The 21,822-nt window shown below is 70.2% G+C and carries 19 protein-coding genes and 1 pseudogene; 16 read left to right on the top strand and 4 right to left on the bottom strand.

Translation table 11 applies throughout. The features are described from left to right. Positions 1-86: 86 nt before the first annotated feature. The 8 genes and pseudogenes from ABZ386_RS08360 to ABZ386_RS08325 all read left to right on the top strand — a co-directional run bounded on the left by ABZ386_RS08360 (position 87) and on the right by ABZ386_RS08325 (position 8,785). Positions 87-2,105 (top strand): non-reducing end alpha-L-arabinofuranosidase family hydrolase, encoded by a 2,019-nt coding sequence (locus tag ABZ386_RS08360; protein ID WP_358964289.1) that lies wholly within the window; start codon positions 87-89, stop codon positions 2,103-2,105. A gap of 160 nt (positions 2,106-2,265) precedes the next feature. Then, entirely contained in the window at positions 2,266-3,231 is a 966-nt protein-coding gene (locus ABZ386_RS08355; RefSeq protein ID WP_358964288.1) for a glycoside hydrolase family 6 protein, read from the top strand. Between the two features lie 316 nt (positions 3,232-3,547). Further along, complete coding sequence (locus ABZ386_RS08350) at positions 3,548-4,033, top strand: RidA family protein (RefSeq protein WP_358964286.1); 486 nt, start codon at positions 3,548-3,550, stop codon at positions 4,031-4,033. 125 nt (positions 4,034-4,158) lie between these two features. After that, the gene (locus tag ABZ386_RS08345) at positions 4,159-5,265 is read left to right on the top strand and encodes an alanine racemase (protein ID WP_356503725.1); all 1,107 of its coding nucleotides are present in this window, start codon (positions 4,159-4,161) and stop codon (positions 5,263-5,265) included. Between the two features lie 71 nt (positions 5,266-5,336). Continuing rightward, entirely contained in the window at positions 5,337-6,071 is a 735-nt protein-coding gene (locus ABZ386_RS08340) for an SDR family NAD(P)-dependent oxidoreductase (RefSeq protein WP_351343903.1), read from the top strand. A 392-nt stretch (positions 6,072-6,463) separates the two neighbouring features. Further along, positions 6,464-7,561, top strand: coding sequence for a polyamine ABC transporter substrate-binding protein (locus tag ABZ386_RS08335; protein ID WP_358964284.1), 1,098 nt, complete (start codon positions 6,464-6,466; stop codon positions 7,559-7,561). Beyond that, positions 7,554-8,078 (top strand): annotated as a pseudogene (locus ABZ386_RS08330) (ATP-binding cassette domain-containing protein); the annotation flags it as partial. The gene ABZ386_RS08335 and the pseudogene ABZ386_RS08330, both read left to right, overlap by 8 nt. A 41-nt stretch (positions 8,079-8,119) precedes the next feature. Then, the gene (locus ABZ386_RS08325; protein ID WP_358964283.1) at positions 8,120-8,785 is read left to right on the top strand and encodes an ABC transporter permease; all 666 of its coding nucleotides are present in this window, start codon (positions 8,120-8,122) and stop codon (positions 8,783-8,785) included. A gap of 120 nt (positions 8,786-8,905) precedes the next feature. On the opposite strand, the gene ABZ386_RS08320 is transcribed toward ABZ386_RS08325, so the two are convergent. After that, positions 8,906-10,183 carry an FAD-binding oxidoreductase gene (locus ABZ386_RS08320; protein ID WP_351336221.1) on the bottom strand — a complete coding sequence of 426 codons (1,278 nt, stop codon included), beginning with the start codon at positions 10,181-10,183 and terminating at the stop codon, positions 8,906-8,908. Between the two features lie 239 nt (positions 10,184-10,422). Here ABZ386_RS08320 and ABZ386_RS08315 point away from each other — a divergent pair, with 239 nt between their 5' ends. Both ABZ386_RS08315 and ABZ386_RS08310 read left to right on the top strand, forming a co-directional pair. Beyond that, positions 10,423-11,103, top strand: coding sequence for a haloacid dehalogenase type II (locus ABZ386_RS08315; protein ID WP_356503737.1), 681 nt, complete (start codon positions 10,423-10,425; stop codon positions 11,101-11,103). A 106-nt stretch (positions 11,104-11,209) separates the two neighbouring features. Continuing rightward, positions 11,210-11,887, top strand: coding sequence for a GntR family transcriptional regulator (locus ABZ386_RS08310; RefSeq protein WP_351336227.1), 678 nt, complete (start codon positions 11,210-11,212; stop codon positions 11,885-11,887). Between the two features lie 147 nt (positions 11,888-12,034). Here the strand turns inward: ABZ386_RS08310 and dgoD are convergent, their stop codons facing one another. The 3 genes from dgoD to ABZ386_RS08295 form a co-directional block, all read right to left on the bottom strand. Next, positions 12,035-13,180 (bottom strand): galactonate dehydratase, encoded by a 1,146-nt coding sequence (dgoD, locus tag ABZ386_RS08305; protein ID WP_358964281.1) that lies wholly within the window; start codon positions 13,178-13,180, stop codon positions 12,035-12,037. A 224-nt stretch (positions 13,181-13,404) separates the two neighbouring features. Further along, positions 13,405-14,172 (bottom strand): SDR family NAD(P)-dependent oxidoreductase, encoded by a 768-nt coding sequence (locus ABZ386_RS08300; protein ID WP_358964279.1) that lies wholly within the window; start codon positions 14,170-14,172, stop codon positions 13,405-13,407. Next, complete coding sequence (locus ABZ386_RS08295) at positions 14,169-15,218, bottom strand: LacI family DNA-binding transcriptional regulator (protein ID WP_358964277.1); 1,050 nt, start codon at positions 15,216-15,218, stop codon at positions 14,169-14,171. The genes ABZ386_RS08300 and ABZ386_RS08295 overlap by 4 nt, the downstream gene beginning before the upstream one ends. A gap of 503 nt (positions 15,219-15,721) precedes the next feature. Between ABZ386_RS08295 and ABZ386_RS08290 the strand changes: the two genes are divergently transcribed. From ABZ386_RS08290 to ABZ386_RS08265, 6 genes are all read left to right on the top strand, one after another. Continuing rightward, complete coding sequence (locus ABZ386_RS08290; protein ID WP_351336239.1) at positions 15,722-17,071, top strand: extracellular solute-binding protein; 1,350 nt, start codon at positions 15,722-15,724, stop codon at positions 17,069-17,071. Beyond that, the gene (locus tag ABZ386_RS08285; RefSeq protein ID WP_358964275.1) at positions 17,068-18,099 is read left to right on the top strand and encodes a sugar ABC transporter permease; all 1,032 of its coding nucleotides are present in this window, start codon (positions 17,068-17,070) and stop codon (positions 18,097-18,099) included. Before ABZ386_RS08290 ends, ABZ386_RS08285 begins: the two co-directional genes overlap by 4 nt. Then, complete coding sequence (locus tag ABZ386_RS08280; protein ID WP_356503747.1) at positions 18,099-18,920, top strand: carbohydrate ABC transporter permease; 822 nt, start codon at positions 18,099-18,101, stop codon at positions 18,918-18,920. Before ABZ386_RS08285 ends, ABZ386_RS08280 begins: the two co-directional genes overlap by 1 nt. A 112-nt stretch (positions 18,921-19,032) precedes the next feature. Continuing rightward, the gene (locus ABZ386_RS08275; RefSeq protein WP_356620029.1) at positions 19,033-19,701 is read left to right on the top strand and encodes a bifunctional 4-hydroxy-2-oxoglutarate aldolase/2-dehydro-3-deoxy-phosphogluconate aldolase; all 669 of its coding nucleotides are present in this window, start codon (positions 19,033-19,035) and stop codon (positions 19,699-19,701) included. Further along, on the top strand, positions 19,698-20,678 hold the full coding sequence (locus ABZ386_RS08270) for a sugar kinase (RefSeq protein ID WP_358964272.1): 981 nt from the start codon (positions 19,698-19,700) through the stop codon (positions 20,676-20,678). Before ABZ386_RS08275 ends, ABZ386_RS08270 begins: the two co-directional genes overlap by 4 nt. A gap of 45 nt (positions 20,679-20,723) precedes the next feature. Next, positions 20,724-21,797, top strand: coding sequence for a lactonase family protein (locus ABZ386_RS08265; protein WP_356503751.1), 1,074 nt, complete (start codon positions 20,724-20,726; stop codon positions 21,795-21,797). The last annotated feature ends 25 nt before the right edge of the window (positions 21,798-21,822 follow it).

Below are 21,822 nucleotides of genomic sequence, written 5' to 3'. Positions count from 1 at the left end.
CGAACAGTGATGGGATCACCCCAGGCGCTTCACCTTCACATCGCTGCACCTGTCATGCCCTCGTCAAAACACCGCAGAGGAGCTCCATGAACCCGCTGACACGGCTCGGCCGTCGCCGAGCGTCGGTGTTATCCCTGCTCGCCATCGGCGCCCTGGTGACGCCCGCCGCCGCGACCGCCGCACCCGACGACGTCCGGGCGTCCACTCTGGGGGCCCAGGCGGCCCAGTCCGGACGGTACTTCGGGACCGCCGTGGCCGCCGGAAGGCTCGGCGACGGCGCGTACACCACCATCCTGGACCGCGAGTTCAACTCGGTCACACCCGAGAACGAGATGAAGTGGGACGCGACCGAGCGATCCCGCGGGCAGTTCACCTTCGGCGCCGCCGACCAGATAGTGAACCGCGCGGCGGCCCGCGGTCAGCGCGTGCGCGGCCACACCCTGGTCTGGCACTCCCAACTGCCCGGCTGGGTCAGCTCCATCAGGGACGCGAACACGCTGCGCGGCGTGATGAACAACCACATCACCACGGTGATGAACCGCTACAAGGGCCGCATCCACTCCTGGGACGTGGTCAACGAGGCCTTCGCCGACGGCGGCAGCGGCCAGCTGCGCGGCTCGGTCTTCCGGGACGTCCTCGGCACCGGCTTCATCGAGCAGGCGTTCCGCACCGCACGATCCGCCGACCCGGCCGCCAAGCTCTGCTACAACGACTACAACATCGAGGACTGGAACGCGGCCAAGACCCAGGGCGTCTACCGCCTGGTCCGCGACTTCAAGTCACGCGGCGTGCCCATCGACTGCGTCGGACTCCAGGCCCACTTCGGCGCCGGCGGCCCGCCCGCCAGCTTCCAGACCACGCTGTCGAACTTCGCCGCCCTCGGCGTCGACGTGCAGATCACCGAACTGGACATCGCGCAGGCGCCGCCGACCGCGTACGCGAACACCGTCCGGGCCTGCATGAACGTACAGCGCTGCACCGGCATCACCGTCTGGGGCATCCGCGACAGCGACTCCTGGCGCAGCCAGGAGAACCCCCTGCTGTTCGACCGCAGCGGCAACAAGAAGCCGGCCTACCGGTCCGCGCTCACCTCGATGGGGGGCTCGGCCGTGACGAAGCGGGCCGACGCCCCCGCGCCCCGGTCCGCCGCCGCGCTGCCCTCCCGCTTCTCCTGGAACTCCACCGGACCGCTGATCTCACCGAAGTCGGACGCCACCCACAACATCGCCGGCATCAAGGATCCGACGGTGGTCCGGTACAACGGCAAGTACCACGTGTTCGCCAGTACCGCGAGCTCCTCCGGATACAACCTGGTGTACCTGAACTTCAGCGACTGGTCCCAGGCCGGTTCGGCCACGCACCACTATCTGGACCGCAGTGCCATCGGACGCGGGTACCGGGCCGCGCCGCAGGTCTTCTACTACGCGCCGCAGCGCCTGTGGTACCTCGTCTACCAGACCGGCAACGCGTCGTACTCGACGAACCCCGACATCACCAACCCCAACGGGTGGAGCGCCCCGCGCCACTTCTACTCGTCGATGCCGGACATCATCAAGCAGAACATCGGCAACGGCCACTGGGTCGACATGTGGGTGATCTGCGACAGCGCCAACTGCTACCTGTTCTCCTCCGACGACAATGGGCACCTGTACCGCTCCCAGACGACCGTCGGCCAGTTCCCGAACGGCTTCACGAACACCGTCATCGCGGCCCGGGACTCCAAGTACGCCCTCTTCGAGGCGAGCAACGTGTACAAGGTGCAGGACTCCAACCAGTACCTGCTCCTCGTCGAGGCCATCGGATCGGACGGCCGGCGCTACTTCCGCTCCTGGACGACGACCAGCCTCGCCGGTTCCTGGACTCCCCTGTCCGCGTCCGAGAGCAACCCGTTCGCCCGGGCGAACAACGTCACCTTCCCCTCGGGGGCCTGGACCCGGGACATCAGCCACGGCGAGATGATCCGCGCCGGTTACGACCAGACGCTCACCATTCCCGCCTGCCGGCTCCAGTACCTGTACCAAGGCATGAACCCCAACGCGGGCGGTGACTACAACCTCCTCCCGTGGCGCCTGGGCCTGCTGACCCAGACGAATTCCACCTGCTGACCCCGGTGTGGGCCCCGCCGCTCGCGCGGGGCCCACACCCGGCCGGGACCGCTTCTCATGGGAGCGCTCCCAGTACCGGTGGAAGCACCTCTCTCGCTCAGGTCGCAGGCTCGCACCAGAGCATGCGACATCCCCGCTTCCAGGAAGTTGAGGTTCCGTCATGCGCCGCAGACTCCGCGCCTTGGCCGCAGCACTCCTCGCGCTGCCGCTGGCGCTCACCGTCGCACCGTCCGCGTACGCGGCCGACCCGACGACCATGACCAACGGGTTCTACGTGGACCCGGACTCCAGCCCGAAGAGGTGGGTGGCGGCCAACCAGGGCGACGGCCGGGCCGCCGCCATCAACGCCTCCATCGCCAACACCCCGATGGCCCGCTGGTTCGGCTCCTGGAGTGGCGCCATCGGCACCGCCACGGGCGCGTACACGGGAGCGGCGGACCGCGTCGACAAGTTGCCCGTCCTCGTCGCCTACAACATCTACAACCGCGACTACTGCGGCGGGCACTCCGCGGGCGGTGCCGCCTCGCCGTCCGCCTACAGGAGCTGGATCGCCCAGTTCGCCGGGGGGATCAACAACCGCCCGGCCGTCGTGATCCTCGAGCCGGACTCCCTCGGGGACTACGGCTGCATGACCCAGGCCCAGATCGACGAACGCGAGGGCATGCTCACCGGCGCCCTCGCCGAGTTCAACCGCCAGGCCCCGAACACCTGGGTCTACCTGGATGCCGGCAACCCGGCCTGGACGAACGCGGCGACCATGGCCCGGCGCCTCCACGAAGCGGGCCTCCGGCAGGCGCACGGCTTCTCGCTCAACGTCTCCAACTACCTCACCACCGCCGAGAACACCGCCTACGGCAACGCCGTCAACAGGGAACTGAGCGCCCGGTACGGCTACTCCAAGCCGTTCGTCGTGGACACCAGCCGCAACGGCAACGGCTCGAACGGCCAGTGGTGCAATCCCGCCGGGCGTCGTATCGGCACGCCGACCCAGCTGGGCGGAGGCGCCGAGATGCTCTTGTGGATCAAGACACCGGGCGAGTCCGACGGCAACTGCGGCGTGGGCGGGGGCTCCTCGGCCGGGCAGTTCCTCCCCGAGGTCGCCTACAAGATGATCTACGGCTACTGATCCGGGACTCCCGTGGCCCGGTACGTCCTCGCTCCGCGACCGGGCCACGGGAGACAGAGAACCGTCGAGAGCTCTTCACCCAGATGGTCGACAAACGACAATCCGGGGGCTATCTTGAGCCACCACGCGGCAGTGAGCGACGGCCGCAAATGGTCGACAAACGACAATATGGCGGCTGAGCCGCGCGGCGTTCCGCCTCCCCACCCCCCGTTGCCGAGAAGGAGAACCGGGCACAGATGATCGAGATGCAGACGAAGTGTGTTCATGGGGCCACCCGCGGTGGCTCGGGTCCCGCGTCGGTCACGTCGGTGGCACAGTGAGCGGGCCTGCGCTGCCGGCCGCTGCGAGCGGCTCGGCCACGAGCCGGCTCAAGGCCCTCGGCCTGGACCTTCCCCGCCTCGGCAGCAACCCGTACTACGTGGACCACCGGACGTCGGGCTCCAGCATCCACATATCCGGGCAGCTGCCGTACAAGGACGGTGAGCTGCTGGGGCAGGGCATCGTCGGCCGGGACGTCGAGCTGGACACGGCGCGGGAGCTCGCGCGCCATGCCGTACTCAACGCCCTCGCCGCCGCTGTGCAGGCGGTGGGAGATCTGGACCGGGTTCGGATCGTGCAGATGCTGGTCTTCGTGGCCAGCACGCCGGACTTCGGTCTGCAGGGAAAGGTCGCCAACGCGGCCAGTGAACTGCTCATCGAGGTGCTGGGCGAGAACGGACGGCACGCGCGCACCGCGATCGGTGTCGCCGGGCTGCCGCTCAACAGCCCGGTCGAGATCCAGATGGTCTGCACCGCGGTGTAGGGGCGGGCACGACGGCGGTGCGGCGCGAGCTCCCGTGATGCCGCGGGCCACGCACGTACGCCATTCGAGGGAGTCGGCATCCGCTCCCCTCGTTCATTCCCGGACACAAGCAAGAGGAGTGCAGCGTGAACCGGCTCCAGCGAGCACTCGCCACTGTGGTCGAGCGGGTCGACACCCCCGCGCCGATCGTGCTGGCCGACGTCATGCAGGACAACATCGACCGCATGCAGGGTTTCGCCGCCCGGCACGACCTCGATGTCAGGCCTCACGTCAAGACCCACAAGTGCGTGGAGATCGGCCGGCGGCAGATCGAGGCCGGGGCGGTCGGCATCACCGCGGGCAACGTCGGTGAGGCCGAGGTCTTCGCCGCGGCCGGATTCGACGACATCTTCCTCGCCTATCCGGTCTGGCCCGCGGGAACGAAGGGTCCCCGGATCCGCCGGCTCGCCGAGTCCATCCGGCTGCGGGTCGGCGTCGACAACCTCGCGGCGATCGAGGCCCTCGCCGACGCGATGGGAGACGAACCGGACCGGCTGCGGGTCGTGGTCGAGGTCGACTGCGGTGCCCGTCGCTCCGGGGCGCCGCCCGAGGCCGCGGGCGACCTCGCGCTCGCCGCCCGCAAGCGCGGCCTGGTGCCGGTGGGCGTCTTCACCTATCCCGGTCACGGCAGCTCCGGCCCGGACGCACGCGAGCGCGCCGCGCGGGACCAGGAGGCGGCGCTCACCACCGCGGTACGCGGCCTCGACGGCGTCGGCATCACCGCGGACGTGGTCAGCGCCGGCTCGACCCCCACCGTCGAGTTCTCCACCAGCAGCGTGATCACCGAGATCCGTCCCGGCGAGTACGTCTTCGGCGACCTGAACAACGCCCGGCTCGGCGCCTGCGCGGACGACCAGATCGCGTTGTTCGTCGCCGCCACCGTGGTCAGCGACTGGGTGCCCGGCCAGGTCATCCTCGACGCGGGCACCAAGGCCCTCAGCCGCGAAGGCAGCAACGAGCGCGGCTACGGCCGGGTCGCCGGCACGAAGGCCGTCCTGTCCAAGCTCAACGAGTACCACGGGTTCCTCGCGCTGCCCGCGGGCGAGGCCCGCCCCGGCGTCGGCACCGTGGTGCCGGTCGTGCCCAACCACGTCTGCCCGGTCGTCGTCAATTTCGAGGAGCTGATCGTCACCGACAGCGCGGGCACGTCGCTGCAGCGGTGGCCGGTCGACGCCCGCGGATTCCTCAGCTGACGGGCCCCGGACGAGACCCTCGTACCCGAGCCCGCGACCCGACCACCCCACCCCGTGAAGGAGTGCCTGACATGAGACTCAAGAACGTCACGGCCCTGGTGACCGGTGCCAGTAGTGGCATCGGGGAGGCAGTGAGTTCCCACTTCCGCCGCGAGGGCGCGCGACTGCTGCTCACCGGCCGCAAGGAGCGACTTCCCACCGCCCGGCCCGACGACCTGTACGTCCCGGGAGACCTCAACGACGAGGCGTTCGTCGAGGCCCTGGCCGACCGGGCCGCCGAGTCCCTCGGCACCGTCGACGTCGTCGTCCTCAACCACGGCCTGCAGGCGAGCAGCCCGCTCACCGAGATGCCGTACGACGACGCGAAGAGGGTGCTCGACAGCAACCTGCTCAGCGCGTTCCTGGTGATGAAGCACTTCGCACCGCTGATGCCCCCCGAAGGAGGCTCGTTCGTCTGCGTCGGTTCACGGCTCGGCATGGTCGGCAAGCCCGGCGAGGTGCTGTATTCCGCCGCCAAGGGAGGCCTCATCATGCTCGCCAAGGGCGCGGCGATCGAATGGGCACCGCGCAACATCCGCGTCAACGTCGTCGCCCCGGGCCTGACCGCCACCCCGATCATCGAAGCAGCGATCCAGCGCAGCGCCGACCCGGAGGCGTACCGCCGCGAGCGCGAGTCCCAGATTCCGCTCCAACGCCTCGCCACCCCCGAAGAGGTGGCCGACGCGGTCCTCTTCCTCGCATCGTCGGAATCCTCGTACATCACGGGAGCGGTCCTTCCCGTCGACGGCGGGTACACCGCCTTCTGAACCATGGCGGCATGACCGATCGACCACATGATCGAGCGCATGCCGCGGGAGAGGCGACGTAGGGACGTCGCACTCCAGGCGGTGGTGCGGGCTTGCGCGCCGATGTCGAGCGCGCACCCCGGTCGCCGCACACCAACTGCGCCACCCACAGCGCGCCCCCGCGGAGAACCTCGCCCGCACCCCTGCTGAGAACCTCGTTCGCCCCCCCTGTGGAGAACCTCGTCCGCGGTCCTGAGGCGGGCGAGTACGTCGGCGTACCGGTGGGCGCCGGCCGCCACTTGGCGGCCCATCGATGGCGGCAACCGGCTCCTCCCCCTTGCCCTCTTCACCTGCCTTGTCCGCTTTACGGATTCCCGTATCCCCATTCCCAACGATCTCCAGGAGGCCCTGCCATGGAAAGCAACCGGACAGCCCGCAGAACACTCTTGCGCACCGCAGGCGCTGTGGCCGCCGCCTCGGCGTTGACCGGCTGCGGCACCCTGATGGGCTCCGGCGAAAGCCGCGGCTCGTCGGGCGGTGGCGGCAAGAAGCAGCTCGTCGTCAGCAACAGCGGCGGCACGTACAACGACGCGCTGACCAAGGCGATCTATGAGCCGTTCACCAAGGAGACCGGCATCACGGTCACCACGGTCAACTACCAGTCCGCGCAGGTCATCGCCCAGGTCAGGCAGGGGCGCCCGCAGGTCGACCTGATGGACAACTCCCTGCTGATCTTCCAGAAGATGGCGCGCCTGGACTGTCTGGAGCCCATCGATCATGACCGGCTGAAGAGCGTCAAGGGCGCCGGGATCGCGGAACACAACCTGCCGGAGCACTCGGTCGGCAAGAACGTGTGGGCGAGCCTGATGGCCTACCGCACGGACAGTTTGCAGCGCGCCCCGAAGAGCTGGGCCGACTTCTGGAACACGGACGCCTTCCCCGGCCCCCGCTCGCTGCAGAGCGCGGAGGTCGACCTGCCGGAGCTGGAGTTCGCCCTGCTCGCGGACGGCGTTCCGCTGGACAAGCTGTATCCGCTGGACATGGACCGGGCGTTCGCGTCCATGTCCCGGATCCGCAGTGACGTGAAGAAGTTCTGGAACACCGGCGCCCTGCCGGCCGTCCTGCTCGGCCGCAAGGAGGTCGTCATGACCAGCCTGTGGGGTGGCCGCGCGGACGAGCTGATCAAGCAGGGCATTCCGATCGCTTACCAGTGGCACGGGGCCCGCAGGATGACCAGCGGCTGGGGCATTCCGAAGGGCGCGGACAACACGGACGCGGCCTACAAGCTGATCGACTTCTCGCTGCGCCCAGAGGTCCAGGCGGCGTTCTCCAAGCTCTTCCCGCATGGCCCGGTGGTCCCCGGCGCCGTCAAGATGCTCTCCGACGACGTCCTGGCCACGCTCCCCACCTCGCCCGAGAACCTCAAGATTGGGTTCGACGCCGATGTCGCCTGGTGGGACAAGAACCAGGAGGCGGTCACGAAGCGCTGGCAGGAGTGGGCCGATGCCTGAGCAGACCACACTTCTCGCCTCGGCTCTGGCCCCGGGCTCTTCGCTGACCGGTAAGTCGCTGTCGGTGAAGGGGCTGCGGAAGTCCTACAGCGGGACGACGGTGGTCGACGGTGTGGACATGGAGATCGCGGCGGGTGAGTTCGTCACCTTCCTCGGCTCCTCCGGCTCCGGCAAGACGACGACGTTGATGATGCTGGCCGGGTTCACCGAGCCCGACTCCGGCACCATCGCCGTGGACGGCCGCGACATCACCCGCCTCAACCCCGGCAAGCGCGACTTCGGTTTCGTCTTCCAGCAGTACCTGCTCTTCCCCCACATGACCGTGACGGAGAACGTCGCCTTCCCCCTGCAACTGCGCGGGGTGTCGAAGACGGAGATCCGGCGCAGGGTTGGGGAGACGCTGGAGGCGGCGGGCCTGTCGAAGTTCGCCGGCCGCAAGCCCCGCGAACTGTCCGGCGGTCAGCAGCAGCGTGTCGCGCTGTGCCGGGTGCTGGTCTACCGGCCGCCGATCGTGCTGACTTCCCGCCCAAGGACTACAGCACCCGCTGGTACGAGCAGATGGCCGCACCCGGCGGGAACTGGGCCACCTCCATCGCCCTGTCCAGCCTCATCGCCTCCCTCACCACCGTCTTCTCCCTCATCCTGGGCGTGACCGCCGCCACCGCCCTGGCCCGCGGCCGGCTGCCCCTGCACGCGGCCGTCTACGGACTGGTCCTCGCCCCCATGCTCATCCCCCAAGTCGTCATCGCGCTCGGGCTGTTCCTGTTCTTCGAACCCGCCGGCATGCTCGGCAGCCCCCTGGCCATCGCCCTGGGCCACACCGTGCTCGCCGCACCCATCGCAATCCTCATCATGATCTCCACCCTCAAGGGCATCGACGAACGCCTCGAAGACGCCGCCGCCAGCATGGGCGCCAGCCGCATCACCATCGCCCGCCGTATCACCTTCCCCCTGGCCACACCCGGCCTCATCGCCGCAGCGGTGTTCTCCTTCATCACCAGCTTCGACGAATTCTTCATCGCCCAGTTCCTGTCCACCCCCGACACCCGCACCCTGCCGGTCCTCGTCTTCAACGCCCTCCAGTTCGACGTCGACCCCACCGTCACCGCAGTCAGCGCCGTCCTCATCGCGCTCGCCATCCTCGCCCTCGCCCTCGTCGCCGCCGTCCGCAAACTCGGCGGCCACCGCAACGGCGGCACCCTCCCCGTCGAACCCCTCACCTGACCTGACCCCTGCGACGAGGAGGCCAGGCCGCGCGCGACGTTGTCGTCGGCGACGGCCTGGCCTCCTCACTCGTGCCTCCCTCAACCGCACCCGCCCGTCCGCTCAGCCTCCTTGTCCCACTTACTTGATGAGGTCCATGAACTTGTAGAAGCCGCCCGCGAAGGGCAGGAACCAGGGCGGGCCGAAGTGGCCGGGGATGCGCTTGAAGGGCAGGTCGCTCCAGGGGTTGGCGGTCGGAGTCCCGTTCATGTACTCGGCCATCTGCTTGCCCATGTGGGTCGCCATCTGGACGCCGTGGCCGGAGTAGCCGAGGGAGTAGAACAGTCCGTCGTGTTCGCCGGCGTGGACCATGCGGTCCATGCTCATGTCGACCAGGCCGCCCCAGCAGTAGTCGACGCGCGCGTTCGTGAGCTGCGGGAAGACCTCGGTCATCGTCTTGTGCAGGATGCGGCCGCTCTTGGCGTCCGACTGCTGGTCGGAACCGGCGAAGCGGGCGCGGCCGCCGAACAGCAGCCGGTGGTCCGGGGTGATGCGGAAGTAGTTCAGCAGGTTCATGCTGTTCGATGCCATCCGCCGGTTGGGCAGCAGCAGGTCGCAGACGTCCTTGCCCAGCGGTTCGGTCACGATGATGAAGCTGCCGACGGGCGCGATCCGCACCTGGTGCCAGCGGAACGGCCGGCTCGTGTAGCCGCTGGTCGCGACGAGCACCTGGTCGGCCCGGACGGTCCCGCGCGGGGTGACCAGCTCGTGCCGTGTGCCGCCCAGCCGGGTGACCTTTTCGACCGGGGCCTTCTCGTGGATCGTGACGCCGATGCGCGCGGCGGCCTCGGCGAGCCCTTTGGTGAACTTGCCGACGTGCAGCCCGGCGCTCCTGGCCTCGACCATCCCGCCGTGATAGGCGTCGGAGCCGATCTCGGAACGCAGTTCGCTCTTGGGGATCAGGCGGGTCTCAAGCCCCAGCCGGCCGGACATGATCTCGTGGGTCTTGCGCAGCCCCTCGAAGTGGGCCGGCTTGGACGCCAGGTTCAGCTTGCCCGTGCGGGCGAAGTCGCAGTCGATGTTCTCGTCCCTGATGAGCTTCTCCAGGGTGTCGACCGCGTCGTGGTAGGCCATCAGATAGGCCTTGGCGGTGTCGAAGCCGTAGCGGGCGATCGCGGAGCGGAAGCCGATCGACAGTCCCGTGGTGGCCATGCCGCCGTTGCGGCCGGAAGCGCCGAAGCCGACGGTGTCCTTCTCGAAGACGTGCACGGAGGCGCCCTTCTGGGCCAGGTGAAGTGCCGCCGACAGGCCGGTCAGGCCGGCTCCGACGATCGCCACGTCGACACTCCCACCGATCTGGGTCCGGGACCGGTCAGGACCGTTGGGCGCGGTGTCGAGCCAATAGGGGGTGAACTTCATATCGCTGCTCTCTCCTGCCAGTGCTGTCAGCCGCCGTCGGAAGTCGGCTCGCTGTTCGAAGGCCCGTTGACAGGGGCCGACCATACACATATGGTCGACAATCGACAAGAGACCGAACCCTGACCGGCCCGACCGGGCACAACCTCAGCCACTATTGACAAGCGGCAAGAATGGTCGACAATCGACCAAAAGCCAGGGCGTCACCGACGCCCTGGGGACACTCAAACGTGGAGGACCCCGTGGCATTTGACATCAAGCCCAAGTTCGTCTCGTTCGACATGAACGGGACCCTGATCCACTTCCGCATCGGCGACGCGATCCGCCGGGTCCTGGGCGACCGGCTGCCCCCGGAGCTCGCCGACGCCTTCACCCGGGTCGGCAACTACTACCGGTTCGACGAGTGCATGGGCGAGTACAAGCCGTTCCACCAGATCGTCACCGACGCGCTGGTCCGCACCTGCGCGCGGTTCGGCGTGGAGTACCGGGAGGGCGACGGCCAAGCGGTGTACGAAGAGATCCCCACCTGGACGCCGTACCCGGGAGTGACCGAGGCGCTCAACAGGCTGGCCGAGGCGTACCCCCTGGTGCTCCTGACCAACAGCGACGACGCGTTCGCGTCGCAGCTGGCGGACAACCTCCAGGCGCCGATCGAGGTCCTGATCACCGCCGAGCAGATGGGTCTCTACAAGCCCCGCGCCGGCGCGTTCGAGTACATGCTGGACAAGCTGGGGGCCGCTCCGGACGAGATCGTGCACGTCTCGGCCAGCCCGAAGTACGACCTGCGCACCGCGGCCGCCCTCGGCATCGCGCACACGGTCTACATGGACCGTGGCTTCGAGCCCGACGAGCCGTGGCTCGGCCACGAGCGGATCACCGACATCGCCGACCTGCCGGTCCTCCTGGGCCTGCCGCGGCCTTGACCGGACGGCCCTCCACCACCTGGCCCGGGCTCCCGTCCGACAGATCCGTGCGGCACGGGCGAGCTGTAGCCTGTGTGGTCGACAAGCGACCAGAGAGGTGACCGGGATGGACTCCAAGTTCGGAGGGCTGGAGCGGACGACGACTCCGGAGGGTGTGTACCGCGTGCTGCGCGGAGCCATCCTCGACGGGACAGTGCCTCCCGGTGGACAGCTGCGCGAAAGGGACATCGCGACGGATCTGGGGATCAGCCGATCCCCGCTGCGGGAGGCGCTGACCAGGCTCGAGGAGGAGGGCCTGGTCGTGAAGGTCCCCTTCCGTGGGGCGTTCGTCGTCGAGGTCAGCGCTCAGGAGATCGCCGAGATCGCCTCGATCCGCCTGCTCGTCGAGCCCTACGCCGCGGAGCTCGCCATCGACGCGCTCCGCGGACCCGAGCGGCCGCGGCTGACGCAGACGATAGAGGACCTTCACCGCGCGACCGAGAAGAACGACATCCCGGGCAGCGTCGACGCTCACCTCCAGTTCCACAGGCTGTTCTACGACCTGTCGGGACACGGCACGCTGCGCAACCTGTGGAACGGCTGGGAGACCAAGCTGCGCCTCTACCTCCTGGTCGACCACCCGTCCTACAGCGACCTGCACGACATCGCCGTCGAGCACGCGCGGCTGGCCACAGTCGCCCTGGAAGGCGACACGGACGCGTTCAAGCGGGAACTGGCCCAGCACTTCTCGACAGCGTTGCGAGGCCAGGCCGCAGACGACGGGAACGCGTCGGCCGGGGCCTGAGACAGCCCACGGCCTGCTGACACCACCCGCCCTCCTGGGGGCACGTGCCGGGAGCGAGGTGACTGCGGCCGAAGCGGACGGCCCGCTTTGTCAGTGGGGGCACGCACGATCGCAGGACGCGACCGCCCGGCCGGGCGCTGCCCCGGGCTACCAGGAGGCCAAAGAGCCGTCCGCGTTGCGCCAGACCGGGTTGCGCCAGCGGTGGCCGCGTTCGGCGGCGGCGCGGACCGCGTCCTCGTCGATGGTGATGCCCAGGCCGGGGGCCGTGGGGCGATCGATGTAGCCGTCGCGGAAGGTGAAGGGCGTGGTGTCGGCGAGGTAGTCCAGCAGTCCGCTGCTGTCGCCGTAGCCGATGCCCAGCGCCTGTTCCTGGATGAGGAAGTTGGGGATCGCGAAGTCGAGTTGCAGGCTGGCCGCGAGGGCGATCGGGCCGAGCGGGCAGTGCGGGGCGACCAGGACGTCGTAGGTCTCGGCCATCGCGGCGATCCGGCGGCTCTCGGAGATGCCGCCGGCGTGGCTGATGTCGGGCTGGGCCACGGCGATGCCGTCGGAGAGCACCTGGCGGAAGTCCCAGCGGGAGTACAGCCGTTCGCCGGTGGCGATGGGAATGGAGGTCGAGCGCACCACGGAGCCGAGGTCGCGGGTGAACTCCGGCAGGACGGGCTCTTCGACGAACAGCGGCAGGAGCGGCTCGAGGAGGGGCAGGACGCGGCGGGACATCGCCCCGCTGAACCGGCCGTGGAAGTCCAGCGCCAGGTCGCGCTCGGGCCCGATGGCCTCGCGGACCGCGGTCACTCCGTCCACGATGGCGTTGATCGCGGCGGGTGCGGCGAGCGGCTCCAGTTGGCCGCAGGGGTTCAGCTTGACGGCCGTCATGCCCTTGGCGACCTGCTCGGCCGCCGACTCGGCCAGTTCCTCGGGGGTTTCGCCGCCGACCCAGCCGTAGACGCGCACCCGGTCGCGCACGTGGCCGCCGAGGAGCTGGTGGACCGGGACGCCATGGGTCTTGCCCGCGATGTCCCACAGGGCCTGGTCGATTCCGGCGAGGGCGCTGTTCAGTACGACGCCGCCGCGGTAGAAGCCGCTCTTGGCGAGCACCTGCCAGTGCTCCTCGATCCGGGCCGGGTCCTGGCCGACCAGGTAGTCGAACATCTCCTCGACGCAGCGGGCGACGGTGTGGGCCTTGCCCTCGACTATGGGCTCGCCCCAGCCGGAGATGCCCTCGTCGGTGTCGACGCGCAGGAAGAGCCAGCGCGGCTCGACGAGGAAGAGTTCGTATCCAGTGATCTTCATGCGTGGACCTCCGGGTCCTGTGCGGTACGGCCTGGCGTCGGGCCGGGGCTCGGTGGTGGTGGCGGTGAGTCGGTCGTGGCGGTGAGTCGGTCGTGGCCGGGGGCGCGAGCTCGGGGAACTGCCCGACCGGGAGGGGGGAAGAGGCGTGGGCTTGAGGAAGGGCCGCTGCGGCGGGTGGGGGTCTCCCTGCGATCACGCGGTCAAGCGCGGCGGGGCGCGGCGTCCTATTCCTGGGAGCTGATGCTGCGGCCGCCGTCCACGAGGAGGTTCTGGCCGGTGATGAAGGAGGCGTCCTCGGAGGCGAGGAAGGCCACGGCGGCGGCGATGTCCTCGGGGGTGCCGAGTCTGCCGACCGGGGTGCGCGCGATGGTCCGGTCCTTGTACTCCTGGGGTGTCCCGGCCCACAGGGCGGTGACCACGGCTCCGGGCAGGACGGCGTTGAACCTGATCTGTCCTCCGTACTCGACGGCCAGTTGGCGTACGAGGGCGTCGATCCCGCCCTTGGCGGCCGCGTACGCGGGGAAGCCCTTGAAGCCGACCGCCGCGTGCACCGACGAGGTGATCACCACCGCGCCGCCGGCCGTCCTGAGGAGGGGCACGGCGGCCCGGACGCCGTAGAAGACGGAGTCGAGGCCGAGCCGCAGCTGGTCGTGCCAGGCGGCGTCGTCGAGTTCGTGGGCCGCTCCAGGGAGGTTGCGGCCGGCGTTGAGGTGGAGCACGTCGAGGCGGCCGGTCCAGGACTCGGCCTCGGCGACCGCCGCGGCCCACTGGCCCGGGGAGGTGACGTCGAGGGGCCGGTCCTGTGCCCGCCCGCCGCCGGCGCGGATCTCCTCGGCCACGCCCTGGGCGGCCTTGGCATCCACGTCGGTGACGAGGACGGACGCCCCCTCGGCCGCCAGCCGGCGGGCGGTGGCCGCCCCGATGCCGGAGCCGGCCGCGGTGAGCAGGGCCGTCCGGCCGGTGAAACGCGCCGGTGCCGCGGCGAGGGTCATGGCGTTCCTCCTGGGCCTGCCGGCCTGGCCGTGGAGCCGCGCAGCACCAGCCGCGGCTCGGTCGGTACGACGACGTCTCCCACCGGCCTGCCCTCGATGGTGGCCACCAGGGCGTCCACGGCGGCGGTCCCCAACTCGTACAGGGGCATCGCGACGGTGGTCAGCGGAGGGTGGAGGTGCGCGGCCACGGGCAGGTCGTCGTTGCCGACCACGGAGACGTCCTCCGGGATCCTGAGGCCGAGGTCCCTGATCGCGGCCATGGCGCCGATCGCCTGGGCGAGCGAGCTGGTGTACAGGGCGGTGACGGGCGGGCGCGTGCCGCCGGCGGGCGGGCGCAGCAGTTCCCGCGCGGCCGAGCCGCCCCCGTCCTCGGTGAAGTCGCCGGACGCGACGGGAGCCGCGGCGAGTCCCAGTGTGTCGGCGTGGCGCAGGAACGCCTCCTTGCGGACCTCGCTGGGGGTGATCCCGGGAGGGCCCGCGATGTGGCCGACGGCGCGGTGCCCGAGGCTGTGCAGGTGGTCGAGCGCGGTCACGCTGGAGCGGGCGACGTCCATGGTGACGTTGCGGCCGGACCCCTCGACCGAGCGGTTGAGGAAGACATGGGGGACGGCGCCGCTGTTCAGCGCGGTCAGGAGCGGGTGACCGGGGCGGGCCGAGGCGATGAGCAGTCCGTCGACCCTGCCCTCCTGCACCAGGTCGTTGAAGGACTCGTCGGCTTCCTGCCCGTCGAAGTCCTCGGCCAGCAGGGAGAGATAGCCCAGCTCGCGGGCGCGCTGGTAGGCGCCGCGGGCGATGGTGACGTACGTGGGGTTGCCGAGGGCGGGGACCAGCAGGGCCAGCGCGTGGGTGCTGGCGCCGGCCAGGGCGCGCGCGCCGGAGTGCGGCCGGTAGCCGAGCGCCTCGGCGGCCTCGTGGACACGCCGACGGGTCTCCGGCCGCACGGACAGGTCCTGCCGGCCGTTGAGCACCTTGGACACGGTGGCCTTGGAGACCCCGGCCGCGTGTGCCACGTCCACGAGCCTGGCCCGGACGGGCTGTTCCGCCACGTGCTCCCCCTCTCCGATGGGTGTCGCCCTGGGCCGCTGGCACGAGCCGAGGGTGACTGATTACAACCTCTTGACACCTTCTGGCGACGCAACCTAACGTTCGCGAAAGTTTCAGTCAACCGGTTTCCTCAGACGGAAATAAGCGACACGTCTGAGCAAAATCTCCAGAAACCGGCCATACCGACTACAGCAAGATGTCGGCCACAGTTGACCTGGAGTCAGCTGTGGCCGATGAGCCGCCCCGGGGCTCACCGCGGACGCGACCACCGTCGCACTCCGCGGCCCCATGACACCGGTGCGCGCACCCGTCCACGCAGACGGATGCGCCCGGTCAAGGGCATCTCGCACCACCGCCGAGCGCGCCGGTGTCCCACCGGCCGTCCGCTCTCCGTTCGCTTCCCGACGGCAGCCCCTCATGCCGCCATGGACCCGTCGTACGTTCCGCAGCCGCCGTACGTCCCGCACTCGCGTACGCCCCGCACGAAAGGCCCATCAGCATGCCCATGTCCACGACCTCTCTCGACAGACGGCGCTTCCTCGCCGTCTCGGCCGGTGCCGCGCTCGGCGCCTCCGCGCTGTCCGCCTGCGCAGCGTCCGTCGACGACGGCTCGAGCAGCGGTGGCGGAGGTGGCTCCACGACGACGCTCACCGTGATGTCGCAGGACAACGAGCTGGACAAGAAGACGATCCAGGCCGCCGAGCAGGCCCTGGGCATCAAGATCCGGCTCATCGCCTCCGACGACACCAAGCTGAACGCCATGCTGGCGGCCAAGAACCCGCCGGACCTGGTGCGCGGCCTGGGCGCCGTGGAGACGCCGTACTTCGCCGCCCGCGGGCTGATGGAGAACCTGGACCCGTACTTCGCCAAGAGCTCGGTCCTCAAGGCCGCCGACCTCGACCCGGTCAACGACGTGTGGCGCTACGACGGCCACCGGCAGGGCGCGGGCCCCCGCTACGGCATGGCGAAGGACTACTCGCAGGACCAGATGTTCTGGTACCGCACCGACCTGTTCGACGCCGCGAAGCTGGACCACCCGAGCGCCACCGAGCCGTTGTCGTACGACGAGTGGCTGGACCTCGGCAAGCGGCTGGTCAAGCGCCGGCTCGGCAAGGTCAAGGTGTACGGGCTCAACGCCACCGGGCTCGGCAACTTCTCCCAGCTCATGGGCATGACGGCATCGGCCGGCGGCAGCGTGTTCGCCGAGGATCTGGCCTCGGTCGACTTCTCCTCCCCCGAGGCGCTCAAGGCGCTGAAGTGGCTCCTGGAGTACACCGAGGCCGACATCGGCCCGAATGTCGTCAACCCCAACCCGGACGGCTGGGACTGGCCCACCTACCAGGCCAACCGGATGGCGATCGCCTGCGACGGCTACTGGTTCGGCGGGGCGATCGGCGGCGACCCCAAGGCCGCCGAGGTGTCCAGGTTCGCTCCCGCACCGCAGCTCGGAAGCTCCCGCATCAGCCCCTGCTTCAGCGCCACCGGCTACTGGATCCCCAAGGCCGCCAAGAACAAGGACGCGGCCTGGAAGTTCTTCGAGTGGTACTTCGGCGGCCGGCCCGCCAAGGACCGGGCGAGCAGCGGCTGGGGCATCCCGACGCTGAAGTCCCTGCGCCCGCAGATGCCGCAGGGCACGCCCTTCCAGAAGCAGGCGTTCGAGGTGCAGCAGCGGGAGCTCGACTACTTCAAGGTGCTCACGTTCACCCCGTACGCCCAGCTGGCCGCCCTGGACGCGACGCTCAACCAGGTGCTGCCCCGGATGGTGAAGTCGGGTGCCTCGGCCGGCAAGGTGGCGGACGAGCTGAACTCGCTGATGAACGACCAGATCGCCAAGGGCAAGCAGGTGCTGGGATGAGCGGTACCGGTCAGCTCACCGCGCCGGCGCCCGCGTCGGCCCCCGGGGCGGCCACCGCCCCGGGGGCCGGGGGGCCGGGCCGCCGGTTCGGCTCGCCGCGGCAACGCAGGGCCCTGTCCTTCTACCTGTTCACCGGCCCCTGGATGCTGGGCTTCCTGGCGCTGACGGCGTTCCCGCTCGGCTACGCGCTGTGGCTGAGCTTCACCAACTCCGACGGCCTGTCGCCGCACCCCCGCTTCGTCGGCCTGGCCAACTACCGCGAGGTCCTCACCGACCAGACCACCCTCGACTCCCTGGCCCGTACCGGGCTGTTCACCGCGCTGACGGTGCCGCTGACGATCGCGGCCGGACTCGTCCTCGCGGTCCTGGTGAACCAGCCGCTGCGCGGCCGCGGCCTCTTCCGCACGCTGCTCTACCTGCCCGCCGTGATGCCGCCCGTCGGCGCGGGCCTCACCTTCAAGCTCATCTTCGACCGCGACTCCGGCTCGGCCAACGGCATCCTGGACCTCCTCGGCGTCAACGGCGTGTCCTGGCTGACGGATCCCTACGCCCGCTGGGTGCTGATCGTGCTCACGATGTGGGGCGCGGGCAACATCATGATCATCTCGCTGGCGGGGCTGCAGGACATCCCCAAGGAGGTCCTCGAAGCGGCGAAGGTGGACGGGGCGAGCCCCTGGCAGTCCTTCACCCGGATCACCCTGCCGCTGCTCTCCCCGGTGCTGTTCTTCCAGGTGGTCACCGGGATCATCGCGGCGCTGCAGAGCTTCGCGCCGCTGTTCATCTCGCTCGACGCCAGCCCGCAGGGGATGGCGTCCGTACCCCAGGGCAACTTCCTGTTCATGATCCACGTCCTCACCGAGTACTTCGCCGCCGGCCGTTACGGCTACGCCTCGGCCCTGCTGTGGGTGCTCTTCGCGATCATCATGCTGCTCACCGCCCTCGTCTTCCGGCTGAGCAGGGGCGTGGTCTTCTACTCCGTGGAGCCGGAGACCGCCGTGAAGCGGCCTCGGACGCTGGGAGGCAAGTGATGATGTTTCCCCGGCGCACCGCGCTCTACATGCTCCTGGTGGGACTCGTCGTCCTCTTCCTCAGCCCCTTCGGCTGGCTTGTGATCACCGCCCTCAAGGACCCGTCGGAGCTGCGTGCCCTGCCCATCCACTGGTGGCCGCACCAGCCGAGCCTGGGCAACTTCCAGCAGGCGCTGTCCTTCTGGCCGTACCTCGGCTACGCCCGCAACTCCCTGATGGTCTCCACGCTCTACGCGGTGCTGGCCACGCTCGCCTCCGCCTGGGCCGGGTACGGCTTCGCCCGGCTGGAGGCACCGGGCAAGCGCGTCATCTTCGGCGTGCTGCTGTCGACGATGATGCTGCCGCAGATCATCACCCTCGTCCCGACCTACCTGCTGTTCGGCAGGATCGGCCTGCTCAACACCTATATGCCGTGGGTGCTGTGGGGGCTGTGCGGGGCGCCGTACCTGATCTTCCTGTTCCGCCAGTTCTTCGCGAACATGCCCAAGGAGCTGGAGGAGGCGGCGATCGTCGACGGCTGCGGACAGATCCGTATCTTCTGGCGGATCTTCCTGCCCCAGTCCTGGCCGGTCATCGCCACCAGCCTGATCCTTTCCTTCAGTTGGACGTGGGGCGACTGGATCGCGCCGGCCCTGCTGCTGGACGACGACCGCACCACCCTCGCCGTCCGGCTCGCCAAGGGGTACGTCAACCAGCACGGCGAGCCGCTGAGCAACCTCGTCGCGGCGGGCACCGTGATGTACGTCGTCCCCGTGCTCGCGCTCTTCCTGATCATGCAGCGCGGATTCGTCTCCGGGATCGCCACCTCCGGACTGAAGTGACCGACATCTGGGCAGAACCGGGCGGAAATCGATCACCCAACGGACCTACTCGTAAAGGAACTTCCATGACCGACACCCAGGGCACCGGAACGTCCTTCAGGGCGGTGGAGTGATGGAACGTCCGCCCGTCACCCCGCAGCTCGGCCGGACCCGGGTCATGGCCATCCTGCGGTCGGCCGACGCCTCCGGGCTGCCCGCCGTGGCCCGGACCCTCGCGGAGGCCGGCATCACCTGCCTGGAAGTCACCCTCACCACCGCCGGAGCCCTCGACGCGCTGGCCCGCATCCGGGCGGAGCTCGGCCCCGACGTCGCGGTCGGCGCCGGCACCGTGCTCACCGGCGATCAGGCCAGGGACGCCCTGGCGGCGGGAGCGGAGTTCCTGGTCGCCCCCGTCGTGGACACCACCGTCGTCCGGAACGCGGCGGACCGGGGCATCCCCTGCTACCCGGGTGCCTGGACACCGACCGAGGTGTGGCAGGCGTGGCGGGCGGGTGCCGCCGCCGTCAAGCTGTTCCCCGCGAGCACGGGCGGCCCCGGCCATCTGCGCCAACTGCGAGCGCCCCTGCCCGAGATCCCGCTCGTCGCCGTGGGCGGCGTCGGCATCGACGAGGCACGGCAGTACCTGGAGGCGGGCGCCCGCGCCGTCGGCATCGGTTCCCCGCTGCTGCGCGGGGCGGACCGGGACCCGGCTCCGCAGGCCCTGGACGCCCTCACCGCGAGGGCGCGCACCCTGCTGGACGCGGTCGGCGCCACCGCACGAGCCGGGGAGGCGACCGCGTGAGCAGCCCCCCGCCCTCGCCCTCGCCCTCGCCCCGCGAGCCCTACCTCGTGACCGTCGGCGACGTGCTCGCCGTCATGGCCGCCCGGGACCCCGGCCCGTTCGCGCTCGGCTCGACCCTGCGCCTCGGGATCGCGGGCGCCGAGTCCAACGTCGCCGTCGGGGTCAGCCGGCTCGGCGGATCCGCCACCTGGATAGGCCGCGTCGGCGATGACGAACTCGGCGACCTCGTCCTGCGGGAGCTGCGGGCCGAAGGGGTCACCACGGTCGCCGTGCGCGACCCCGCCCCCACCTCCCTGCTGCTGAAGGAACGCCGCACGGCCACCCACAGCCGTACGCGCTACTACCGCACCCACACGGCCGGGGCCCGGCTGACCGCCGACGACATCCCCGAGGACGTCGTCGCGGGCGCGGCAATCCTGCACATCACCGGCATCACCCCGGCGCTCGGGGAGGGCCCCGCCGCGGCCGTGACCCGGGCCGTGGACATCGCCGCCGACGCCGGGGTCACCATCTCGCTGGACATCAACTTCCGTTCCCTGCTGTGGACCGAGGCCGAGGCCCGTCCGGTCCTGCTGCGCCTGCTGCGCCGGAGCGACCTGGTCTTCGCCGGGCCGCACGAGGCCGCTGTCGTGGTGCCCGGGGCCGACGGACCGGAGGAACTGGCCCGGGGCATCTGCGACCTCGGACCGGCCGGGGCCGTGATCAAGCTCGGTGCCGACGGGGCGTACGCCCTCCTCGACGGGCAGTCCCACCGGCAGCCGGCCGTGCCGGTCCGCGTCCACGACTCGGTGGGCGCGGGAGACGCCTTCGCGGCCGGGTACCTCGCCGAACTGCTCGCGGGTGAGCCCGCCGGGCGGCGGTTGCGGACGGCCGCCCTGCTCGGTGCCTTCGCGGTGAGCACCGCCGGCGACTGGGAGGGCCTGCCCCGGCGCTCCGAACTGGCACTGCTGGAGCACCACGACGACATCGTCCGCTGACATCCCGTCACCCTTACGCCCGACCACGCGACTCCAGGACCACCCATGCCCACCAGCCCCTCCCCCGGCGCGCTCTCCGTCCTCACCGGCTCCTACACCCCGGACTCCGGCGGCGAAGGGCCCGGTGTCGCCGCCCTGCGGCTCGATCCCACGACCGGCCGGCCGACGTACGACGAGGAGGTGAAGCCGCTGCCCGTCACCGGCGCCTCCTTCCTGGCGGCACACCCGTCGCTCGATGTCGTCTACAGCACGAACGAGACGGAGGCGGGAACCGTCAGCGCCGTCAAACGCCACGGCGACGGCACGCTCTCCCCGCTGGGCGACCCGGTCAGCAGCGGCGGCACGAACCCGTGCCACCTCACCGTCCACCCGGGCGGCGAGTGGTTGCTGACCGCCAACTACGGCAGTGACACGGCACCCGGCACCGTGGCGGTGCACCGGCTCGACGGCGACGGACGCCTGCGGGAACCGACCGATCTGGTGGTCCACCCGGGCTCGGGGCCCGTCACCGGACGGCAGGAGACCAGTCACGCCCACCAGGTCCTCGTCGACCCGGCCGGCCGCTTCGTCCTGGCCACCGACCTCGGGGCCGACGCCGTGTTCACCTACCGGCTCGACACCCGCACCGGAAGCCTGGAGCGGGTCGCGGTGAACCGGCTGCGCGCCGGGTCCGGCCCCCGCCATCTCGCTTTCGCACCCGGCGGTGACCTGGTGTTCAGCGCCGACGAGCTGTCGTCGACCGTCACCTGCCACCGCTACGACGCCGCCACGGGAACCCTGACCGCCCTGTCCTCCGTCCCCGCGACGACAGCTCGGGGCGTCGTCAACCAGCCCGGCGGAATCGTCGCGTCGCCCTGCGGGCGCTTCGTGTGGGTGACCAACCGGGGGGCGGACACGGTCGCCGCCTTCCGCCTCCACGGCACCGGTCTCGAACCCCTCGGCGAAGCACCCGCGGGCGGCAGCTGGCCCCGCGGTCTGACCCTCGTGGCCGGCCATCTCCTCGTCGCCAATCAGCACAGCGGCACCCTCGCCGCCCTGCGCGTCCAGGACGACGGAACCCTCCGCCGACCGCACCCGCCGCTCTCCGCCCCCTCGGTCGTCTGCGCACTGGCGCTCTGACCACCCTCACCCCGGTTCGTCCGAA

The organism is Streptomyces sp. NPDC006140 (genome assembly GCF_040628815.1).
In the GTDB taxonomy this organism is placed as follows: domain Bacteria; phylum Actinomycetota; class Actinomycetes; order Streptomycetales; family Streptomycetaceae; genus Streptomyces.
The sequence above is the reverse complement of the archived record's forward strand: the minus strand, read 5'-3'. Positions and strand labels throughout refer to the sequence as shown.

Excerpts from the sequence above, each read along its gene's own strand:
- ABZ386_RS08360 (WP_358964289.1), top strand. The coding sequence starts at position 87 with ATGAACCCGCTGACACGGCTCGGCCGTCGCCGAGCGTCGGTGTTATCC.
- ABZ386_RS08355 (WP_358964288.1), top strand. The coding sequence starts at position 2,266 with ATGCGCCGCAGACTCCGCGCCTTGGCCGCAGCACTCCTCGCGCTGCCG.
- ABZ386_RS08340 (WP_351343903.1), top strand. The coding sequence starts at position 5,337 with ATGAGACTCAAGAACGTCACGGCCCTGGTGACCGGTGCCAGTAGTGGC.
- ABZ386_RS08335 (WP_358964284.1), top strand. The coding sequence starts at position 6,464 with ATGGAAAGCAACCGGACAGCCCGCAGAACACTCTTGCGCACCGCAGGC.
- ABZ386_RS08325 (WP_358964283.1), top strand. The coding sequence starts at position 8,120 with ATGGCCGCACCCGGCGGGAACTGGGCCACCTCCATCGCCCTGTCCAGC.
- ABZ386_RS08320 (WP_351336221.1), bottom strand. The coding sequence starts at position 10,183 with ATGAAGTTCACCCCCTATTGGCTCGACACCGCGCCCAACGGTCCTGAC.
- ABZ386_RS08310 (WP_351336227.1), top strand. The coding sequence starts at position 11,210 with ATGGACTCCAAGTTCGGAGGGCTGGAGCGGACGACGACTCCGGAGGGT.
- dgoD (WP_358964281.1), bottom strand. The coding sequence starts at position 13,180 with ATGAAGATCACTGGATACGAACTCTTCCTCGTCGAGCCGCGCTGGCTC.
- ABZ386_RS08300 (WP_358964279.1), bottom strand. The coding sequence starts at position 14,172 with ATGACCCTCGCCGCGGCACCGGCGCGTTTCACCGGCCGGACGGCCCTG.
- ABZ386_RS08290 (WP_351336239.1), top strand. The coding sequence starts at position 15,722 with ATGTCCACGACCTCTCTCGACAGACGGCGCTTCCTCGCCGTCTCGGCC.
- ABZ386_RS08285 (WP_358964275.1), top strand. The coding sequence starts at position 17,068 with ATGAGCGGTACCGGTCAGCTCACCGCGCCGGCGCCCGCGTCGGCCCCC.
- ABZ386_RS08280 (WP_356503747.1), top strand. The coding sequence starts at position 18,099 with ATGATGTTTCCCCGGCGCACCGCGCTCTACATGCTCCTGGTGGGACTC.
- ABZ386_RS08275 (WP_356620029.1), top strand. The coding sequence starts at position 19,033 with ATGGAACGTCCGCCCGTCACCCCGCAGCTCGGCCGGACCCGGGTCATG.
- ABZ386_RS08265 (WP_356503751.1), top strand. The coding sequence starts at position 20,724 with ATGCCCACCAGCCCCTCCCCCGGCGCGCTCTCCGTCCTCACCGGCTCC.